The organism is Photobacterium sp. GB-210, assembly GCF_003026075.1.
Classification (GTDB): domain Bacteria; phylum Pseudomonadota; class Gammaproteobacteria; order Enterobacterales; family Vibrionaceae; genus Photobacterium.
Window position 1 is genome coordinate 34,993 of sequence record NZ_PYNU01000016.1, and the last position, 17,890, is coordinate 52,882.

Consider the following 17,890-nt stretch of genomic DNA (forward strand, 5'->3'; position numbering starts at 1 on the left):
TTGTGACTACTTGAACATAGGGGGCGAAGTCTAGCATGAAATTTCACCAATCCCCATTATCAGATGCCATTCTAGGGATAAAAAAAAGATAGTACCGACTGGCACTATCTTTAATGTAGTTGATTATTTAGCGTGATATAGCCGATTTTAGTCGCTTAATTGCGGTGTTTCTACTTTTGTTGGTTTGGCATAGCTACCAACGACAAAAGCGATCAAACCTAATAACAGCGTTGGTACAATCGCATGAACGCCATTCATATCGGGTTTACTAAATGACAAAATAATGTAGCTACTCAAGCCGACGATCATGGAAGCAAAAGCGCCGGTTGCGGAGGCTTTTTTCCAATATAAGCCGAGTACCAGAGGCCACAAAAATACGGCTTGTAAGCTACCAAAGGCTAATAGGTTAAGCCAAATGATCATATCCGGTGGATTCATCGCAGCGATAAACACTAAGCCTGAGAAAATCCCTGTTACCCATAGTGATAATTTAGGTAGGCGCTTTTCAGCGTGTTCATTATTGGCAATGTTTGGATTGATATAGTTGATATATAAATCTTTGAGCAGTGTTGCTGAAGCTTGAATGAGTTGTGAGTCGATAGTCGACATAATCGCCGCCATTGGGCCTGCCAAGAACACACCGGCTACAACAGGTGGTAATACGGTTACCATAAGGGTTGGCATGATCTGATCGGGGCTAGCGATATCAGGCACGATAGCACGGCCTAATGCGCCTGCTAAGTGCATCCCAAACATCAGTAGCGCTACCATGATGGTACTGAGTACCATGCCTTTATGCAGTGAATTACTGTCTTTATAAGACATACAACGTACCGCAGCATGCGGCAAACCGATGACACCAAAACAGACCAAAATCCAAAAACTCAACATAAAGGGCTGACTGAGGAAATGATTTGGACCGTAAGGGGTAATTAACGCCGGATCAATATCGTGAAGCTTGGTGACTAATGCGCCGATACTTCCGCCCGCATGCACGATCCCAACCAGTAACGCAATGGTACCGATGATCATCATCAAGCCCTGTAAAGTATCAGTCATCACAACAGCACGAAAGCCACCAATTGTCGTGTATAGGCCTACGGTGATCGCAAAGATCATTAAGCCATGCATATACGATAGGCCTGTTACGGTTTGGAGCAGACGTGCACCACCGACAAACTGTACGACCATGGTGCCAAAGAAGGCGATCAGTAATGACAGTGAAGCAAAAATGACGACCCCACGGTTTTTATAGCGAGCATAAAGGATGTCATTAAGGGTTAATGCGTTATGACGTCTCGCTTCGATGGCAAATTTCTTACCGAGTACACCAAGGGTCAACCATGCTGCGGGTAACTGGATCATCGCAAGTAATACCCAGCCTAAGCCCATTTTATAGGCAGCCCCTGGACCACCAATAAAGGTGCTGGCGCTGGCGTAAGTGGCTGCAAGGGTCATCGCAAGGACAAAGCCGCCCATGCTACGCCCACCGACTAGGTACTCGGTAAGAAAGTTTCCTTTGCTTTGAAAGCGTCGGGTGTAAAGTGCCATCGCAAAGACTGCGGCAAGGTACAGTACGATAGGAATAATGAGTTGGCTATTCATGGGGGTCTTCGTGGTTAATATCTAAAGGAAGATCTCGGTAGACGACTTTGACCATGACACCGCACATGACGGTAAAAATGATCGGGCCGACAATGCATGACATCAAGAACCAGAGTGGAAAGCCAAAATATAGGGTTGGCATGCTTAGATCACCGATGGCGGGCGCTAAGCCGTAGGCGGATAGGTACCACCAAAGAAAATAAGCTAACGCTAGTCCTATCGCCCAGAGTGCCTCTTTATGGGCTTGGCGATAGCGTGCTGAGAGCGTTTTCATGCTGTATCTCCAGTTGTTATCAAGTGTTTTCCTACTCAATACAGTGTAGTAACTAGTAGGGTTGGTCAAAAAGGTGGGCTATTGTGGCAAAAGATACTGTGTTATGCCATGTGAACCGATCAATCGAGGTGAATTGAGATTGGGTATAAACAAAAAAGACTACCCGAAGGTAGCCTTTTATCGTCAAGCAAGTGCGCTTATTGCAGACCGAGTTTCTTCTCAAGGTAGTGGATGTTTGCGCCACCTTTTTGGAAGTTCTCGTCAGCCATAATATCTTGCTGAAGCGGAACGTTGGTTTTAATGCCGTCGATGATCATTTCGCTCAATGCATTACGCATACGAGAAATAGCGACATCACGATTTTCACCGTACGCAATTAACTTACCGATCATTGAATCGTAGTAAGGCGGTACTGTGTAACCTGAATAGATGTGTGATTCCCAACGGATACCCATACCACCTGGCGCATGGAAACGCTCGATAGTACCTGGGCAAGGTAGGAAACGCTCTGGATCTTCAGCATTAATACGACACTCGATAGCATGGCCACGAATTTGAATATCGCTTTGGCTAAATGACAGCGGTTGACCTGCGGCAATACGTAGCTGCTCTTTGATCAAGTCAACGCCTGTTACCATTTCGGTTACTGGGTGCTCAACCTGAATACGGGTGTTCATTTCAATGAAGTAGAACTCACCGTTTTCGTAAAGGAATTCGAATGTACCAGCGCCACGGTAATTGATTTCTAAACATGCACGAGTACAACGCTCACCGATGTACTTACGCATTTCTTCGGTAATGCCCGGTGCAGGTGCTTCTTCAACCACTTTCTGGTGACGACGCTGCATCGAACAGTCACGTTCACCTAAGTGAATCGCGCCACCTTGACCATCAGCTAAGACTTGAACTTCAATGTGACGTGGGTTTTCAAGGTATTTCTCCATGTAAACCATGTCGTTATTGAAACAAGATTTTGCTTCAGCACGGGTCATTGCGATCGCTTCAGTCAATTCATTTTCTGAACGAACCACACGCATACCACGACCACCGCCGCCACCAGAGGCTTTGATGATCACAGGATAACCGATACGTTTAGCAAAAGATTTGTTCTTTGCTTCATCGTCATCAAGTGGGCCGTCAGAGCCAGGTACACAAGGTACGCCAGCTTTTTTCATTGCCGTAATAGCAGAAACTTTATCGCCCATTAGACGAATAGTGTCAGCTTTTGGACCTACGAAAATAAAGCCTGAACGCTCAACTTGTTCTGCGAAGTCAGCATTTTCAGAAAGGAAACCGTAGCCTGGGTGGATAGCGACTGCCCCTGTAATTTCAGCGGCACTGATAATACGAGGAATATTTAAGTAACTATCGATACCGCGTGCAGGACCAATACATACTGACTCGTCAGCAAGTAGAACGTGCTTAAGATCGCGGTCAGCGGTTGAGTGAACCGCAACCGTTTTAATCCCTAGCTCTTTACAAGCGCGCAAGATACGAAGTGCAATTTCACCTCGGTTTGCAATTACTAATTTATCTAACATAGCCAGAGCCTCGATTACTCGATGATGATAAGAGGCTGATCGAATTCAATCGCATCGCCGTCTTCTGCAAGAATAGCGACAACTTTACCGGCTTTGTCAGCTTGGATTTGGTTCATCATTTTCATCGCTTCAACGATACATAGTGTGTCGCCGATATTCACCGATTGACCAACTTCAACAAATGATTTTGCTTCAGGGCTTGGAGAGCGGTAGAAAGTACCAACCATAGGTGAAAGCACAGAGTGACCTGATGCAACAGGTGCTGGTGCTTCAGTTGCAGCTACAGGTGCTGCTGCTGGCGCTTCTACAGGTGCAGTTTGCATAGGCTGTTGTGCCATTGGCGCTGCCATGTATTGTTGTGGCATTGCTGTTGCTGGAACGCTACGGCTGATGCGTACTGATTCTTCACCTTCAGAGATTTCTAGCTCAGCGATGCCTGATTCTTCTACAAGCTCAATTAGCTTCTTGATTTTACGAATATCCATTTATATTTCTCTTTTTATATTGTTCAGTTAGCTATCTGCATGCAGACGACGTACCGCTGCATTCAGGGCGAATTCATAGCCGTCAGGGCCTAAGCCACAAATCACGCCTACTGCTTTATCGGATAAGTAAGAATGATGACGGAAAGGTTCACGAGCGTGGACATTAGATAAATGCACTTCAATAAACGGAATGGCGACGCCGAGTAAGGCATCACGAAGGGCTACACTCGTATGAGTAAAAGCAGCAGGATTGATAATGATGAAATCGACCTTGCCATAAGCTTGATGGATTGCATCAATTAACACATGTTCCGCGTTGGATTGAATATGCTCTAATGCCACACCTAATTGGGTAGCTTTAGCAGTGAGCCCATCAACCACTTGAGTTAATGTTTGATGGCCATAATGGCCCGGCTCTCGTAGACCTAGTAAGTTAAGATTAGGTCCATTTATTAATAAAATTCGTTTAACGGTCGACATCTTGACGTATTTTCACTTGTTTATGAGGTTAAACTCTAACAACTTGCAGACTTATGCAATTTTGTTTCCGTGTGTCCGTTTTTTTACTGCTAAACGTTCATTGTTGAGCAATTATAGTGAATTCACCGCAAATCGCAGCAAAATACTGGTCTAATCACCACTTTTTTGTGCGAACACGTGTAAGCCTTAGTGAGGAGTGTCGTTACTATTAGAGGTTTTATCTTACGACAAGTTCACTCTACTAAGTGTAAGAATTTAGTAATAATTATGACTAAATTCGAACCATACCCACAAGATGAAAAACGGTAAAGTTTAGTCGATAATATTTGACGAATAAATCAACAATCAAGCTGTTGATTTATTCAGCATTGCGATCAAAGTGGCGTATTTTAGGCTGAGAATGCTGGTAGTTAGCTGAATTGAATGAAGATAAGGATGGCGAGAAAATAAAAAAGACCGCAATTGAGCGGCCTTTGTATATTGATAAAAAAGTTGAATTACATCACTTTTTGTTTTTCTTCAATGAGTCGATCAACGACGGTTGGATCAGCAAGGGTTGAAGTATCACCTAAGGTTGAGGTATCTCCAGTTGCTATCTTACGAAGAATTCGGCGCATGATCTTACCTGAACGGGTCTTCGGTAATGCATCTGTCCAGTGTAAGAAGTCTGGTGTAGCGATAGGACCGATTTCCTTACGTACCCAGTTTTTCACTTCTTTATGCAGTTCTGCACTTGGGATTTCACCATCGTTTAGGGTGATATAGGCGTAAATTGCTTGGCCCTTTATCTCATGTGGTACACCCACAATCGCCGCTTCTGCAATCTTATCGAAAGCAACGAGTGCAGATTCAATTTCAGCCGTCCCCATACGGTGACCTGAAATATTTAATACGTCATCGACACGACCTGTGATCCAGTAATAACCGTCTTCATCACGACGTGCGCCGTCACCGGTGAAGTACATGCCTTTAAAGGTAGAGAAATAGGTTTGTTCAAAACGTTCGTGATCGCCCCAAAGCGTACGCATTTGACCTGGCCATGAATCGGTCATGACTAAGTTACCGTCAGTCGCGCCTTCAAGGATATTACCGACGTTATCAACCAGTGCTGGTTGTACACCAAAGAATGGACGGGTTGCAGAGCCTGGTTTTAGTGCGGTAGCACCCGGTAGTGGGGTAATTAAGATCCCGCCTGTTTCTGTTTGCCACCATGTATCCACGATTGGGCAACGTTTGTCGCCAATTGTACGGTGATACCATTCCCATGCTTCAGGGTTAATGGGTTCGCCGACAGAGCCCATGATACGCAATGATGAACGGTTAGTACCTTGAATTGCTTCATCGCCTTTTGCCATCAGAGCACGAATCGCGGTCGGTGCTGTGTATAAAATGCTGACTTGGTGCTTATCCACCACTTCGCTCATGCGACTGGTTGATGGGTAGGTTGGCACGCCTTCAAATAATACCGTGGTTGCACCATTAGCTAGAGGTCCGTATACCAAGTAACTGTGACCTGTGATCCAACCCACATCAGCAGTACACCAGTACACATCACCTTCTTGGTAATCAAATACATATTTAAACGTCATCGTGGCGTAAACCAGATAGCCACCTGTAGTGTGAAGTACACCTTTAGGCTTACCTGTTGAGCCTGACGTATAAAGAATAAACAGAGGATCTTCAGCGTTCATTGGCTCAGGAGCACAGTGAGCCGAAGCCACTGCTGTTGCTTCATGCCACCATACATCGCGATCATCATTCCAAGCAACTTCACCGCCTGTACGTTTAAAGACAACCACTTTTTCAACCGTCGTTACTTCAGGGTTGACTAGCGCGTCATCGACATTTTTCTTAAGGGGAACGGCACGACCACCACGTACGCCTTCATCAGCAGTCACAACTACTTTTGCATTTGAATCGATAATACGCCCAGCCAAGGCTTCCGGAGAGAAACCGCCAAAGACGATAGTGTGCACCGCACCAATACGGGTACAAGCGAGCATTGCAATTGCCGCTTCGGCAACCATTGGCATGTAAAGACACACTACGTCACCTTTACGTACACCTTGGCTCTTCAGGGCGTTAGCAAACTGACAGACTTCTTGATGTAATTCATTGTAGGTTAGGGTGGCGTCATCATTAGGATCATCACCTTCCCAAATAATTGCTGCTTGATCGCCTTTGGTCGCGAGGTGGCGGTCAATACAGTTAGCAGAGACATTAAGCTCACCGTCTTCAAACCATTTAATGCTGACGTGGCCGGTATCAAATGAGGTGTTTTTAACTTTAGTAAATGGTGTCATCCAATCAACGATTTGGCCATGTTCACGCCAAAAACCTTCAGGGTTAATCACTGATTGCTGATACATCTCACGGTATTGCTCTTCATTGATATGAGCTGTTTTTGCGATGGTCTCATTGACCGGATAAACGTGAACCTCACTCATCCTATTCTCCTTGAGTTCTTATACTTTCTGCGCCCTGCATCCTTAGCCGATGTAATAAGGGTGAGCAAACTGACTTTTTATAGTTGTTTTGTGCTGCGTATACGTTGTGCCATTTTGTGTGTGTCTACAATTAGACTTTAGGATGAGAGAGCTGGATCAAAGGGCGTAAATGCAAGTTACATGGATTTTTCATGACAATTTGTAGATGAATATAGGAACTTGAGTGATAGCGTGAGGCGAATAAAAATAAAAAGGAGATCTCAGTCGCACTATTAGAGTAATTATGTGTTGTTAGTGGGGTTAAATTGCGGACTGACATTAGTTTGAGAAGAAAACTACGTCATAATATGTTGCTTTTTTATTCACCACATTATGCGAGATCACTATGTTTACACGTTCGCCCTACAGCTGGAGCTCACAATACTTGTGGGGCTTCTTCTTCTCTTACGGTGTTTACCTGCCATTTTGGGCTATTTGGTTTAAGCATATTGGAGTGGATGATTCTGATATTGGGTTGCTGTTGGGCTTAGGTTTTACAGTTCGTTGTATTGCGAACTTAGTGATAACACCACGTATTCACAAGGTAGAGCATCTTATTCCGGCACTTAGAGGCTTTACTCTGCTAGGTCTCGTTGCCTGTATTCTTTATATTGTCGGTGGCGGGGGATTATGGGTACTAGCTGCTGTCACTATCTTATTTAATTTATCCGCAGGGCCTATCGTGCCCATCTCTGATGCGATCGTGAATCATTATGCTAAAGGAGGGCTAGTGGATTACGGTCGTACTCGGCTTTGGGGGTCAATTGCGTTTATTGCCGGCTCTACCATTGTCGGTCTACTGGCAAATCACTATGGTGCCGATATTATTCCGTGGGTGGCATTATCTGGATTAGCTTTCTCACAAATCATGGCTGCGCGTAATCCTGCGATAATGCCGGTTGATGAGGGCAGTGTAGAGCAAGTGCGCCCTGCGTTATGGGGTATTTTACGCAATAGTGTGGTGATAAAATTGCTCGTCATTGCTTCTTTATTGCAAGGTAGTCATGCTGCTTATTATGGTTTTAGCTCTATCTATTGGCAGAAAATTGGTTTTAGTGAATCAATGATTGGTTACCTATGGAGCTTCAGTGTTGCTGCAGAAGTGATGGTATTTCTGGTTAGTAAGCGCTTATTTTCTGGTTGGTCGGTAAATAATATGTTTCGCTTAGCAGCATTCGGTGTCTTGGTGCGTTGGGGATTAACCGCCACTTTGACAGATCAGTGGCTGATGTTCCCCGTTCAAGCTTTACATGGCGTAACTTTTGCTGCAGCTCACTTAGCGGCGATTCGCTATATTCAACAACAGCCGAGTAACCATTCTGTTGCGCTGCAATCGTTATACAACGCGATTCCGTTGGGAGCCGTAATGGCAGTATTAACATCGATGAGTGGTTGGATGTATGGCAATTGGGGGGCTAATGTGTTTTGGATCATGGCCGCGATGGCTTTTCCGGTGTTCTTTATTCGTTTAACGCCTTCTCAACAGATCGCGGTGACCGACTATCAAACCAGTAAAGCATAGTGATTACTAACTTCTATTCTAAAGCGTAGTCTTGATGGCTGCGCTTTTTTATTGCGATAAAGAAAAGAGAAGGCTCACTATCTTACTGAGAGAACTGTGATCAGACAGGATTGAGTAAGCTGTGACAACTTAGTTACAGTGGTGAATCAGTTTTAAAAGGATGATGTGTGATGGTACAGGGATGGATTGTTATAACCGTATCACTGGTATATCTCGGCGTACTGTTCGCGATTGCATGGTATGGCGATAAAAAAAGCCAATGGTTAGCAGGGTGGCGACCGTGGATATATAGTTTATCCATTGCGGTGTATTGTACCTCGTGGAGTTTTTTTGGCACGGTGGGACAAGCTAGCCGTGAGCTGTGGTCTTTCCTTCCCATTTATCTCGCGCCAATTATCGTATTTACTTTAGGCTGGAAAGTCTTAGCTCGGCTGATCTTTATTGCTAAGCGAGAACACATTACTTCAATAGCGGATTTCATCGCAGCCCGTTACGGAAAATCGCAAGGTTTAGCCATGCTCGTCACCGTGATCGCGGTGATAGGTATTTTGCCTTATATCGCGTTGCAGTTGCGTGGCATTACGCTGGGGCTTGAACAGATCACGCCGAATTTAGGCGAGATGTTTAATCAAGAAGGGTTAGATACTGCGTGGATAGTGTCCGGTGTATTAGCATTATTTTCTATTTTGTTTGGTACTCGGCATATTGATTCCACCGAGCACCACCGCGGTATGATGATGGCGATAGCGTTTGAGTCATTGATCAAGCTTGCAGCGTTTCTCGCGGTTGGCATTTTCGCGCTGAGTTTATTTCAAACCGCTCCTCAGCTTAATGCGCTAAGTTGGCAATCACTTACTTACACGTCACCTAATATTGGTAGTTTATTTATTCATATGCTACTTACCATGGCGGCAATTATTTGTTTGCCACGTCAATTTCATACCATTGTGGTGGAAAACCATAGCCAAGCTGATTTACATAAAGCGCGTTGGATCTTTCCTTGTTACCTGTTCTTAATGGGGATCTTTGTTATTCCCCTTGCTTTGATTGGCCAGCAATTACTACCGAATGTTTCAGCAGATACTTACGTAATTAATTTACCGTTACAGCAAGGTGCGAACGGTATTGCGCTGCTCGCTTTTATTGGGGGGGCCTCTGCGGCGACAGGAATGGTGATTGTTTCAACCATCGCTTTGGCAATTATGGTATCGAATGATTTAGTGATGCCCTTAATGTTACGTCGAGTACGCATTGGGCCGCGTAATTTTTCAGCTTTTTCTGGCTTATTATTAAATGTCCGTCGGGTGTTAATTGCGGTGTTATTACTTGCAGCATGGGGCTTTTATCATGTGCTAGATAACGTTCATTCACTGTCGGCGATAGGTTTATTGTCATTTGCTGCGATTGCACAATTTGCTCCAGCGTTGCTTGGCGGTATTTACTGGCGCTTTGGTAATAAAAAAGGGGTGTATACCGGTTTAGTTGGTGGGATGACGATTTGGCTTATTACCATGATGAGCCAAACCAGTATGTTGGCAGGGGATGCGGGCAGTAATGTTTTACTGTGGTTATTAAGTCCACCACAACTGCCTATTTTACGAAGCTTGACTTCTGTTGATTGGGGCATGTTGTTGAGCTTATGTGTCAATGTTAGTTTGTTTGTCGGGGTTTCATTAATAACACGGTCGTCACTCACTGAGCGTTTACAAGCGGCTTCTTTTGTTGGTGCTTCTCCTGCAGAAACGGAAGATGGAAGCTTATATCAAACCCGTGTGACGGTCGCTGAATTAGAAATGTTGGCTTCTCGTTTTGTTGGCCGTAAACGCGTTCGCCATGCATTTGCTCAGTTTGCCGAGCAGCAAGGTAATCGCTTAGAGCCTCAGCAACAAGCTTCTGCCAGTATGATCCGCCATACCGAAAGAGTATTGGCTGGCGTTTTTGGTGCCTCTTCAGCAAGGTTAGTGCTTACTTCTGCCTTGCAAGGAAGAAACATGCAATTAGAAGAAGTCGCAACGATTGTTGATGAAGCTTCTGAGTTGTTTGACTTTAGCCGAGGGTTATTACAAGGAGCGATTGAGCATATTAGCCAAGGTATCGCTGTGGTTGATAAACAGCTTCGGCTGGTGGCGTGGAACCAACGGTATTTAGAGCTGTTTTCTTTTCCTCCCGGTTTGATCCAAGTTGGTCGCCCTATTACTGATGTGATTCGGTATAACGCTGAGCAAGGATTATGTGGCCCCGGCGATCCTGAAGCACATGTAGCTAAACGAGTTGAGCATTTACAGCGGGGAACGGCACATACGTCATCGCGAATTCGGCCTGATGGACAAGTGATAGAAGTGCAAGGTAATCCAATGCCTGGTGGTGGTTTTGTGATGAGTTTTAGTGATATTACCGCGTTTCGTCAGGTTGAAATGGCATTAAAAGAAGCCAATGAAAACCTTGAAGCGCGAGTTAAAGAGCGGACCCAACAGCTTGAACAATTGAATCATCAATTAATGATAGCCACTCAGCAAGCGGAGCAACAAGCGCAATCCAAAAGTCGCTTTTTAGCGGCGGTGAGTCATGATTTGATGCAACCGCTCAATGCTGCGCGCCTTTTTTCATCTTCGTTAACTGAAGTTGCTGAGGGCAAAGAAAGTGCGCGTTTAGCCACTCATATCGAAAGTGCATTAGGCGCAGCAGAAGATCTGATTGGAGATCTGTTGGATGTTTCTCGTTTAGAAGCAGGTAAATTACAAACACATATTGTGCCGTTTAAAGTCAGTGATGTGCTCAATACATTATCGGCTGAATTTGGTGCTTTAGCGCAACAACAACAGATCACCTTTGATGTGGTATGCAGTGATGCAGTGATCATCTCAGATGCCAAGCTCTTACGCCGTGCTTTGCAAAATTTCTTAACTAATGCTTTTCGTTATAACCCTAGCGGTAAAGTGTTGTTAGGTGTGAGGCGTCGAGGCCTGCGTTTACAGATTGAGGTTTGGGACAATGGACCGGGGATCCCGATAGAAAAGCAGACCAATATCTTTGATGAATTTACCCGTATAGAACAAACAGGGAGCGAGCATGGCTTGGGATTAGGGCTGGCGATTGCGCGTGGGATCTCACGGGTATTGGATCACCCATTAGATTTACGCTCATGGCAGGGAAAAGGCACAGTCTTTTCGTTATCAGTACCATTAGGTAATGCGTCTATGCTAGCTGCTTGTACGCAGGTATCCACAACTGAGATCAAAGCGCCATTAGCTGGGCTGAAAGTGCTGTGTGTCGATAATGAAAATGACATTTTATTAGGAATGGAAACCTTACTCACTCGCTGGGGTTGTGAGGTTAAATTAGCTGAAAACCTTGATGAAGCTATGTGTGCTCTCGAACAACAGTGGCAACCCGATGTGATCTTTAGTGATTACCATTTATCCCATCAACAAACAGGATTAGAAGTATTGTTGCAATGCCGTTCAAGCTTAGGTGATAGTTTTAAAGGGGTGGTGATTAGCGCAGATAGAATGACCGAAAATCAGGCCGCGATCCGAGGCCATGGTTTTGGATTTATCAGTAAACCAGTTAAGCCATTAAAGCTTCGCGCGGTACTGAATCAATGTTTGCCTGTAGAAGCATAATGTGAATTAGTACAAAGAAAAAGGCGGAGTCCAATGGACTCCGCAAAAGCTAGGGAAGTATAGCTAAGGAGAAGTGAGGTATTGCTTAGTGATCTTGGGCAGCGCCAGAGCCTTGAGGGAAGCGGATAGATTCCACCATCTCTTGGACATCATCAGGTACTTCGGCAGTAAACTTATTCACCACAATCGCGACAACAAAGTTTAGACACATACCAAGCGTACCGATCCCTTCTGGGCTAATACCAAAGAACCAGTTGTCAGGTGTACTTGCTGCAGGGTTAATAAATTTGAAGTAAATAATGTAAGCTGCAGTGAAAGTAATACCCGAAATCATGCCTGCTATCGCCCCTGATTTATTCATCTTCTTATAGAAGATCCCAAGAATAATGGCAGGGAAGAAAGACGCGGCGGCTAAGCCGAATGAGAAAGCAACTACTTGAGCAACAAAGCCAGGTGGATTAATTCCTAAGTAGCCCGCACCCACAATCGCTACGGCGGCACCAATACGGGCGGCGAGTAACTCTTGTTTGTCGGTCATGTTCGGTTTCAAGCCTTTTTTCAGTAAATCATGTGAAATAGAGGTGGATATCACCAGTAGTAACCCTGCAGCGGTTGATAGTGCGGCAGCTAAACCACCGGCGGCAAGCAGTGCGACAACCCAGTTAGGTAACTTAGCTAGTTCAGGGCTGGCTAATACAATGATGTCACGGTTGATCTTCATTTCATTACGATCATCGCCAGAGTAGAACATCTTGCCGTCATTATTTTTATCTTCCCACGCGACAAGGCCCGTTTTTTCCCAGTTTTTCACCCAACTAGGTGCTTGCTCGGCAGGAACCCCTTTCATGTCTGGGCCATTGATCGTATCAATCATATTGACACGGGCAAATGCGGCAACAGCTGGTGCGGTAGTGTATAAAATGGCAATAAAGACTAATGCCCAGCCCGCTGATACGCGTGCATCTTTTACTTTTGGTACAGTGAAGAAACGGATAATTACGTGAGGTAGACCTGCAGTACCCACCATAAGAGCGGCACAGATGAAGAACACATCGACCATACTTTTTGAACCATCGGTGTAAGCGGTGAAGCCAAGTTCAGTGGTTAAACCATCAAGCTTTTCAAGTAGGTACGTTTCAGAACCATTGACCGTTGATCCCAAACCAAATTGTGGAATAGGGGATCCTGTCATCATTAAAGAAGTAAAAATAGCGGGAACCATGAAGGCAAAAATTAACACACAATATTGCGCGACTTGGGTATAGGTGATCCCTTTCATACCACCCATTACTGCGTAGAAGAAGACGATCCCCATACCGATAATGATCCCCATGTTGATATCCACTTCTAAGAAACGAGCGAATACCACCCCGACTCCACGCATTTGGCCTGCTACATAAGTGAATGAAACAAAAATGGCACAGAACACAGCCACCATGCGGGCAGTTTTAGAGTAATAACGATCGCCGATAAAATCAGGTACCGTAAATTTACCGAATTTACGTAAGTAAGGTGCCAGACATAGCGCTAATAATACGTAGCCGCCAGTCCAACCCATTAAGTAGACGCCACCATCGTAACCAATGAATGAGATGATCCCTGCCATTGAAATAAATGAGGCGGCTGACATCCAGTCTGCAGCTGTTGCCATGCCGTTAGCGACAGGGTGGACACCACCGCCAGCAACATAGAACTCACTGGTTGATCCTGCACGAGCCCAAATCGCAATACCGATATAAATGGCGAATGTAATGCCGACGAGAATAAAGGTCCAAGTTTGAATATCCATGTGACGCTTCCTTAATCTTCCTGAACGTTGAATTTACGATCGAGTGCATTCATGCGATTAACATAAACAAAGATCAGAATGACAAAGGTATAAATCGCCCCTTGCTGCGAGAACCAAAAACCTAACTTAAAACCACCAATTTGAATGGTATTGAGGGCATCAACAAATAAGATCCCTGCGCCATACGAAACACCAAACCAGATTGCGAGTAGCGATCCCATGATACTGAGATTTTCTTTCCAATAGGCTTGTGCTTGCTCCTTGGATGCGAACGCCATTGTTATCTCCTTCACAATTTCAAATACGATATTTGTTGTTAATAAATTGTTACGAAAGAAACAATAGCAATGAAAGTAGATTCTATCTGTGCAACTTTAGTCGAGGGTAAAAAAGCAAAAACGCCCTGATGAGGGCGTTTTTGTGAGCGGTAAATCGCTTTTTATAATGAAGACGGCAATTATGATTAGCCAAAAGTCTAAGTTAATAGGTAGAAATCTTTTATACCCATTAAAAGATTATTGACGGCAACAGCGGCCAATATTAATCCCATGACACGGCTGATGATCGCCGCGCCTACATTACCAATGTATTGTTGGATTTTATTGGCGCCAAGTAAGAGTAATAAGGTAATCAGTAATACCGATATCATCACCAGTGTCGTAATGATTTGTTCACTGATGGCGTAGCGATTGTTATCTGTCAGCATCACGATAGCCATCATGGCGCCAGGAGATGCAATGGAGGGAATAGCAAGTGGGTAGACAGCTAAGCTGCCCAACTCTGAATGAGCGACTTCTTCTTTGCTCATTTTACATTCTTGATCGACTTTACCCTCACCAAAAATCATGGTTAAGGCAAAAAGTAGTAGAACGAGCCCGCCAGCGGCTTGAAAAGCGGGCAATGGAATTTGCATCGCTTCTAATAGTACCTGACCGACAATAACAAAAAATAATAATACACCTGTTGCAATAGCAACGGCTTTTAAAGCAACAATACGCTGTTGTTGTGCAGTTAATTGTTGGGTTTGAGAAAGGTAAACCGGGACTGAACCGATAGGATCAATCACAGCCCAAATAAGAACAAATTGAGTCACTAAGGCAGTAAGCAAACGACCCTCCATAAGCTAAGGCAATGAAATAGTGTGAGTAGCCGCTTACGAGTGTATCAAAATATTCAATTGTGATGGTTAGTCACATTTTATTTAAGGCATGATAACGTAACAAAATATTATCAGACCGATAGTGAAAGGGGCGTTATAGATCCAGCTGTTGCAACAATATAACGGCTTGGGTTCTATTTTTGACTTCAAGCTTGCGAAATATCGCGGTCATGTGTGCTTTTATCGTTGCTTCAGAAACGGTTAGCTCGTAAGCAATCTGTTTGTTGAGCAAGCCATCTGACAACATGCCTAATACTTTATATTGCTGTGGCGTTAGGGTGGCAATTTTATCTGCTAGATCTCGATAAGCGTTATTGTTATCTGCGATGTCTTCAGGAAAAAAAGGTTCACCATCGAGGACTTGATTCAGTGCAGAGATCAACGCACGCATATCACTAGATTTTGGAATAAAGCCAAATGCACCATGACTATGAACCTGACGAATGACTTTTTCTTCTTCACTGGCAGAGATCACAACAGTCGGTAGTTCTGGGTATTGTTGACGAAGTTGGATTAATCCAGACATGCCATTTGCACCAGGCATTTTGAGATCGAGTAACAGCAAATCGACATCAGGCTCTTTTTCTAACAACGCAAATAAGGAATCAAGGGAGTCTGCCTCGAGCAGGTTCGCACCGCTAATCGCCATATGGACCGATTGAAACAGGGCATTACGAAACAGAGGATGATCATCGGCAATAACGATAGTGTGCTGAGCTTCCATGGCAGTACTTTTTTTATTATTAATAAACTAACGCTAACACTTCACTGATCACTGCGCAATTTTCATACCATAAAGATCTGAAGTTGATCCTTAATCATTCACTTTAGTTGTAACTCAACACTTCTATTTTGTTAAATGTGACTGTTTTTCTGCAAATAGTTACTGGAGATGCAGTGCTTGTTGGTGCAGGTGTTCACTAAATTTACTGGCATCCATAAACCCTGTTACTCGGGCTTTCGTTGCTTGGTTACCGTTATTATCCCAGAACAATAATGTTGGGAAACCTATGACATTTAGCTGTTGCATCAACGCTAGATCTTGTGGGGTATTAGCGGTCACATTCGCTTCGAGTAAGGTGTATTTCTGTAATTGCATCGCCACTGATGGTGAAGGGAAGACTTCTTTTTTGTAGGTAATACAAGGCGCACACCAATCAGCGGTTACGTCCAGCAATACCGGTTTATGTTGGCTTGCTGCGTCTGCTAACGCTAGATCTAAATCATCAATAGATTGAATAGAGATAAAAGTAGTGGTCGAAATGAGCTGAGCTTGGCGTTCTAAATGTTTAATCGTGGTAAAGAGGAAAATAGAGCACAGACCAATAATGATCCCAAGTCCAATGCTATATAACCCTTTATATGGGATAGGGTGGCGGCAGATAAACCAGAGTGTTCCGCAAGATAACAGGATACATATAATCGTTATCGCCATGATAATCGGGTAATTAGTTAATAACATCATAGTGATAACTCTTATCTTTGGGGATGTTATTAGCTTAGCAAGAATTTCATCAATTTGTGTAAATGGATGTCAAAGTTAAGACAAAAAAAGATTGCTCGAGAGCAATCTTTTTTAAAATTGGAATGTGTATTTGGTATTACAGCAAGAAGCCGCCAACAGCAAAACCAAGTGCTACGGAAGTCGCTATCGTAACGACACCAGGGACAAAGAATGGGTGGTTAAATACAAGGTTACCAATACGGGTGGAACCTGTGTCATCCATTTCAACGGCTGCCAATAGGGTTGGATAAGTAGGCAGAACGAACAATGCACTCACTGCTGCAAATGAAGCAATCATAGTTAGCGGTGCGACGCCAATCGCCAATGCTGCTGGCATCAGTGCAACAGTTGTTGCGCCCTGAGAGTAAAGTAGCATTGATGCAAAGAATAATACCAGTGATAGCATCCATGGGTATTCACCTAATAGAGAACCAGCAACTTCCTTGATACCATCAACGTGGGCGTTAACAAATGTTGAACCTAACCATGCCACACCTAATACACAGATACAGGCAGTCATACCTGAACGGAACGTCGGCGCAGAAGCAATTTTTGATGCGTCAATCTTACATAACCAAACGGTAGCTGCAGCTGCTGTTAGCATTACCGACATGATTGCTTCGTTACGACCTAGAGTTGGGTTGTCAATTAAGCCAATAGAGTGCGAAATAGCAGCGGCGTAGCAAACGACAAAGATAATCGCGACTAAAAAGATGTAAGTTGCCCGTTTTGCTTGAGGTTTAATTTCGCGACGGCTTGTATTATCAGCCGTTACTAGACCTTTTGCTAGGCGTTCTTGATAAATAGGATCATCTTTTAGCTCACACCCCATAAAATTGGCAACAAAAGCGCCAACCATACAAGCAATGAATGTTGTAGGGATACAGATTGCCAGTAGTGTTACGTAGCTTACGCCGATAGGTTCTAAAATACCGGAGAAAGCAACAACGGCCGCAGATATTGGGGATGCAGTAATTGCAATTTGTGAGGCAATAACGGCAATAGAAAGAGGGCGAGATGGGCGAATACCTTGGCCTTTAGCCACTTCTGCAATAACCGGTAAAGTTGAAAATGCGGTATGTCCAGTACCTGCCATTACCGTCATGAAGTAGGTCACGATTGGCGCATAGAAAGTAATGCGCTTTGGATTTTTACGTAGAAAATCTTCTGCAAGTTGTACCAGCCAGTCCATACCGCCCGCGACTTGCATGGCGGCAATGGCAGTGATCACTGACATAATGATTAAGATAACATCGACAGGGATAAATGATTGGCTGGTAGGCACACCTAACACTAGCGATAAAACAATAACGCCTGCACCACCGGCGAAACCAATCCCGATCCCACCAATCCTTGCCCCTAAAAAGATAAAGGCAAGGACAACAAAGAGCTCTATTCCAATCATAGAATTTTTCCTGTTTA

At 44.2% G+C, this 17,890-nt stretch carries 14 protein-coding genes; 2 read left to right on the plus strand and 12 right to left on the minus strand.

What is annotated here, in order from left to right:
* Nucleotides 1-147: 147 nt before the first annotated feature.
* The 6 genes from panF to acs form a co-directional block, all read right to left on the minus strand.
* Nucleotides 148-1,605, minus strand: a complete 1,458-nt coding sequence (panF, locus tag C9J38_RS15880; protein WP_107207967.1) for a sodium/pantothenate symporter — start codon at nucleotides 1,603-1,605, stop codon at nucleotides 148-150.
* Nucleotides 1,598-1,879 (minus strand): YhdT family protein, encoded by a 282-nt coding sequence (locus tag C9J38_RS15885; protein WP_045084725.1) that lies wholly within the window; start codon nucleotides 1,877-1,879, stop codon nucleotides 1,598-1,600. Before C9J38_RS15885 ends, panF begins: the two co-directional genes overlap by 8 nt.
* 197 nt (nucleotides 1,880-2,076) lie before the next feature.
* On the minus strand, nucleotides 2,077-3,420 hold the full coding sequence (gene accC / locus C9J38_RS15890; RefSeq protein ID WP_105061397.1) for an acetyl-CoA carboxylase biotin carboxylase subunit: 1,344 nt from the start codon (nucleotides 3,418-3,420) through the stop codon (nucleotides 2,077-2,079).
* 14 nt (nucleotides 3,421-3,434) lie between these two features.
* A complete protein-coding gene (gene accB / locus C9J38_RS15895; RefSeq protein ID WP_107207968.1) occupies nucleotides 3,435-3,905 on the minus strand; it encodes an acetyl-CoA carboxylase biotin carboxyl carrier protein in 471 nt (156 codons plus the stop codon).
* A gap of 27 nt (nucleotides 3,906-3,932) precedes the next feature.
* Complete coding sequence (aroQ, locus tag C9J38_RS15900) at nucleotides 3,933-4,385, minus strand: type II 3-dehydroquinate dehydratase (RefSeq protein WP_105061395.1); 453 nt, start codon at nucleotides 4,383-4,385, stop codon at nucleotides 3,933-3,935.
* Nucleotides 4,386-4,882: 497 nt separating this feature from the next.
* Complete coding sequence (gene acs / locus C9J38_RS15905) at nucleotides 4,883-6,832, minus strand: acetate--CoA ligase (protein WP_107207969.1); 1,950 nt, start codon at nucleotides 6,830-6,832, stop codon at nucleotides 4,883-4,885.
* A 385-nt stretch (nucleotides 6,833-7,217) separates the two neighbouring features.
* On the opposite strand from acs, the gene C9J38_RS15910 reads away from it, so the two are divergent.
* Both C9J38_RS15910 and C9J38_RS15915 read left to right on the plus strand, forming a co-directional pair.
* Nucleotides 7,218-8,393, plus strand: a complete 1,176-nt coding sequence (locus tag C9J38_RS15910; RefSeq protein WP_107207970.1) for a 3-phenylpropionate MFS transporter — start codon at nucleotides 7,218-7,220, stop codon at nucleotides 8,391-8,393.
* A gap of 170 nt (nucleotides 8,394-8,563) precedes the next feature.
* Nucleotides 8,564-12,016: a PAS domain-containing hybrid sensor histidine kinase/response regulator gene (locus C9J38_RS15915; protein ID WP_107207971.1), complete on the plus strand. Its 3,453-nt coding sequence runs from the start codon at nucleotides 8,564-8,566 to the stop codon at nucleotides 12,014-12,016.
* Nucleotides 12,017-12,101: 85 nt separating this feature from the next.
* On the opposite strand, the gene C9J38_RS15920 is transcribed toward C9J38_RS15915, so the two are convergent.
* From C9J38_RS15920 to C9J38_RS15945, 6 genes are all read right to left on the minus strand, one after another.
* Nucleotides 12,102-13,805, minus strand: a complete 1,704-nt coding sequence (locus C9J38_RS15920) for a sodium:solute symporter family protein (protein ID WP_107207972.1) — start codon at nucleotides 13,803-13,805, stop codon at nucleotides 12,102-12,104.
* 11 nt (nucleotides 13,806-13,816) lie between these two features.
* A complete protein-coding gene (locus tag C9J38_RS15925; protein ID WP_005372635.1) occupies nucleotides 13,817-14,083 on the minus strand; it encodes a DUF4212 domain-containing protein in 267 nt (88 codons plus the stop codon).
* Between the two features lie 197 nt (nucleotides 14,084-14,280).
* Nucleotides 14,281-14,913, minus strand: coding sequence for a MarC family protein (locus tag C9J38_RS15930; RefSeq protein ID WP_107207973.1), 633 nt, complete (start codon nucleotides 14,911-14,913; stop codon nucleotides 14,281-14,283).
* Nucleotides 14,914-15,058: 145 nt separating this feature from the next.
* Nucleotides 15,059-15,688 (minus strand): response regulator transcription factor, encoded by a 630-nt coding sequence (locus C9J38_RS15935; RefSeq protein ID WP_005372631.1) that lies wholly within the window; start codon nucleotides 15,686-15,688, stop codon nucleotides 15,059-15,061.
* A 159-nt stretch (nucleotides 15,689-15,847) separates the two neighbouring features.
* Nucleotides 15,848-16,429 (minus strand): thioredoxin fold domain-containing protein, encoded by a 582-nt coding sequence (locus tag C9J38_RS15940; protein WP_107207974.1) that lies wholly within the window; start codon nucleotides 16,427-16,429, stop codon nucleotides 15,848-15,850.
* Between the two features lie 136 nt (nucleotides 16,430-16,565).
* Nucleotides 16,566-17,873, minus strand: a complete 1,308-nt coding sequence (locus tag C9J38_RS15945; RefSeq protein WP_107207975.1) for an anaerobic C4-dicarboxylate transporter — start codon at nucleotides 17,871-17,873, stop codon at nucleotides 16,566-16,568.
* Between the last annotated feature and the right edge of the window lie 17 nt (nucleotides 17,874-17,890).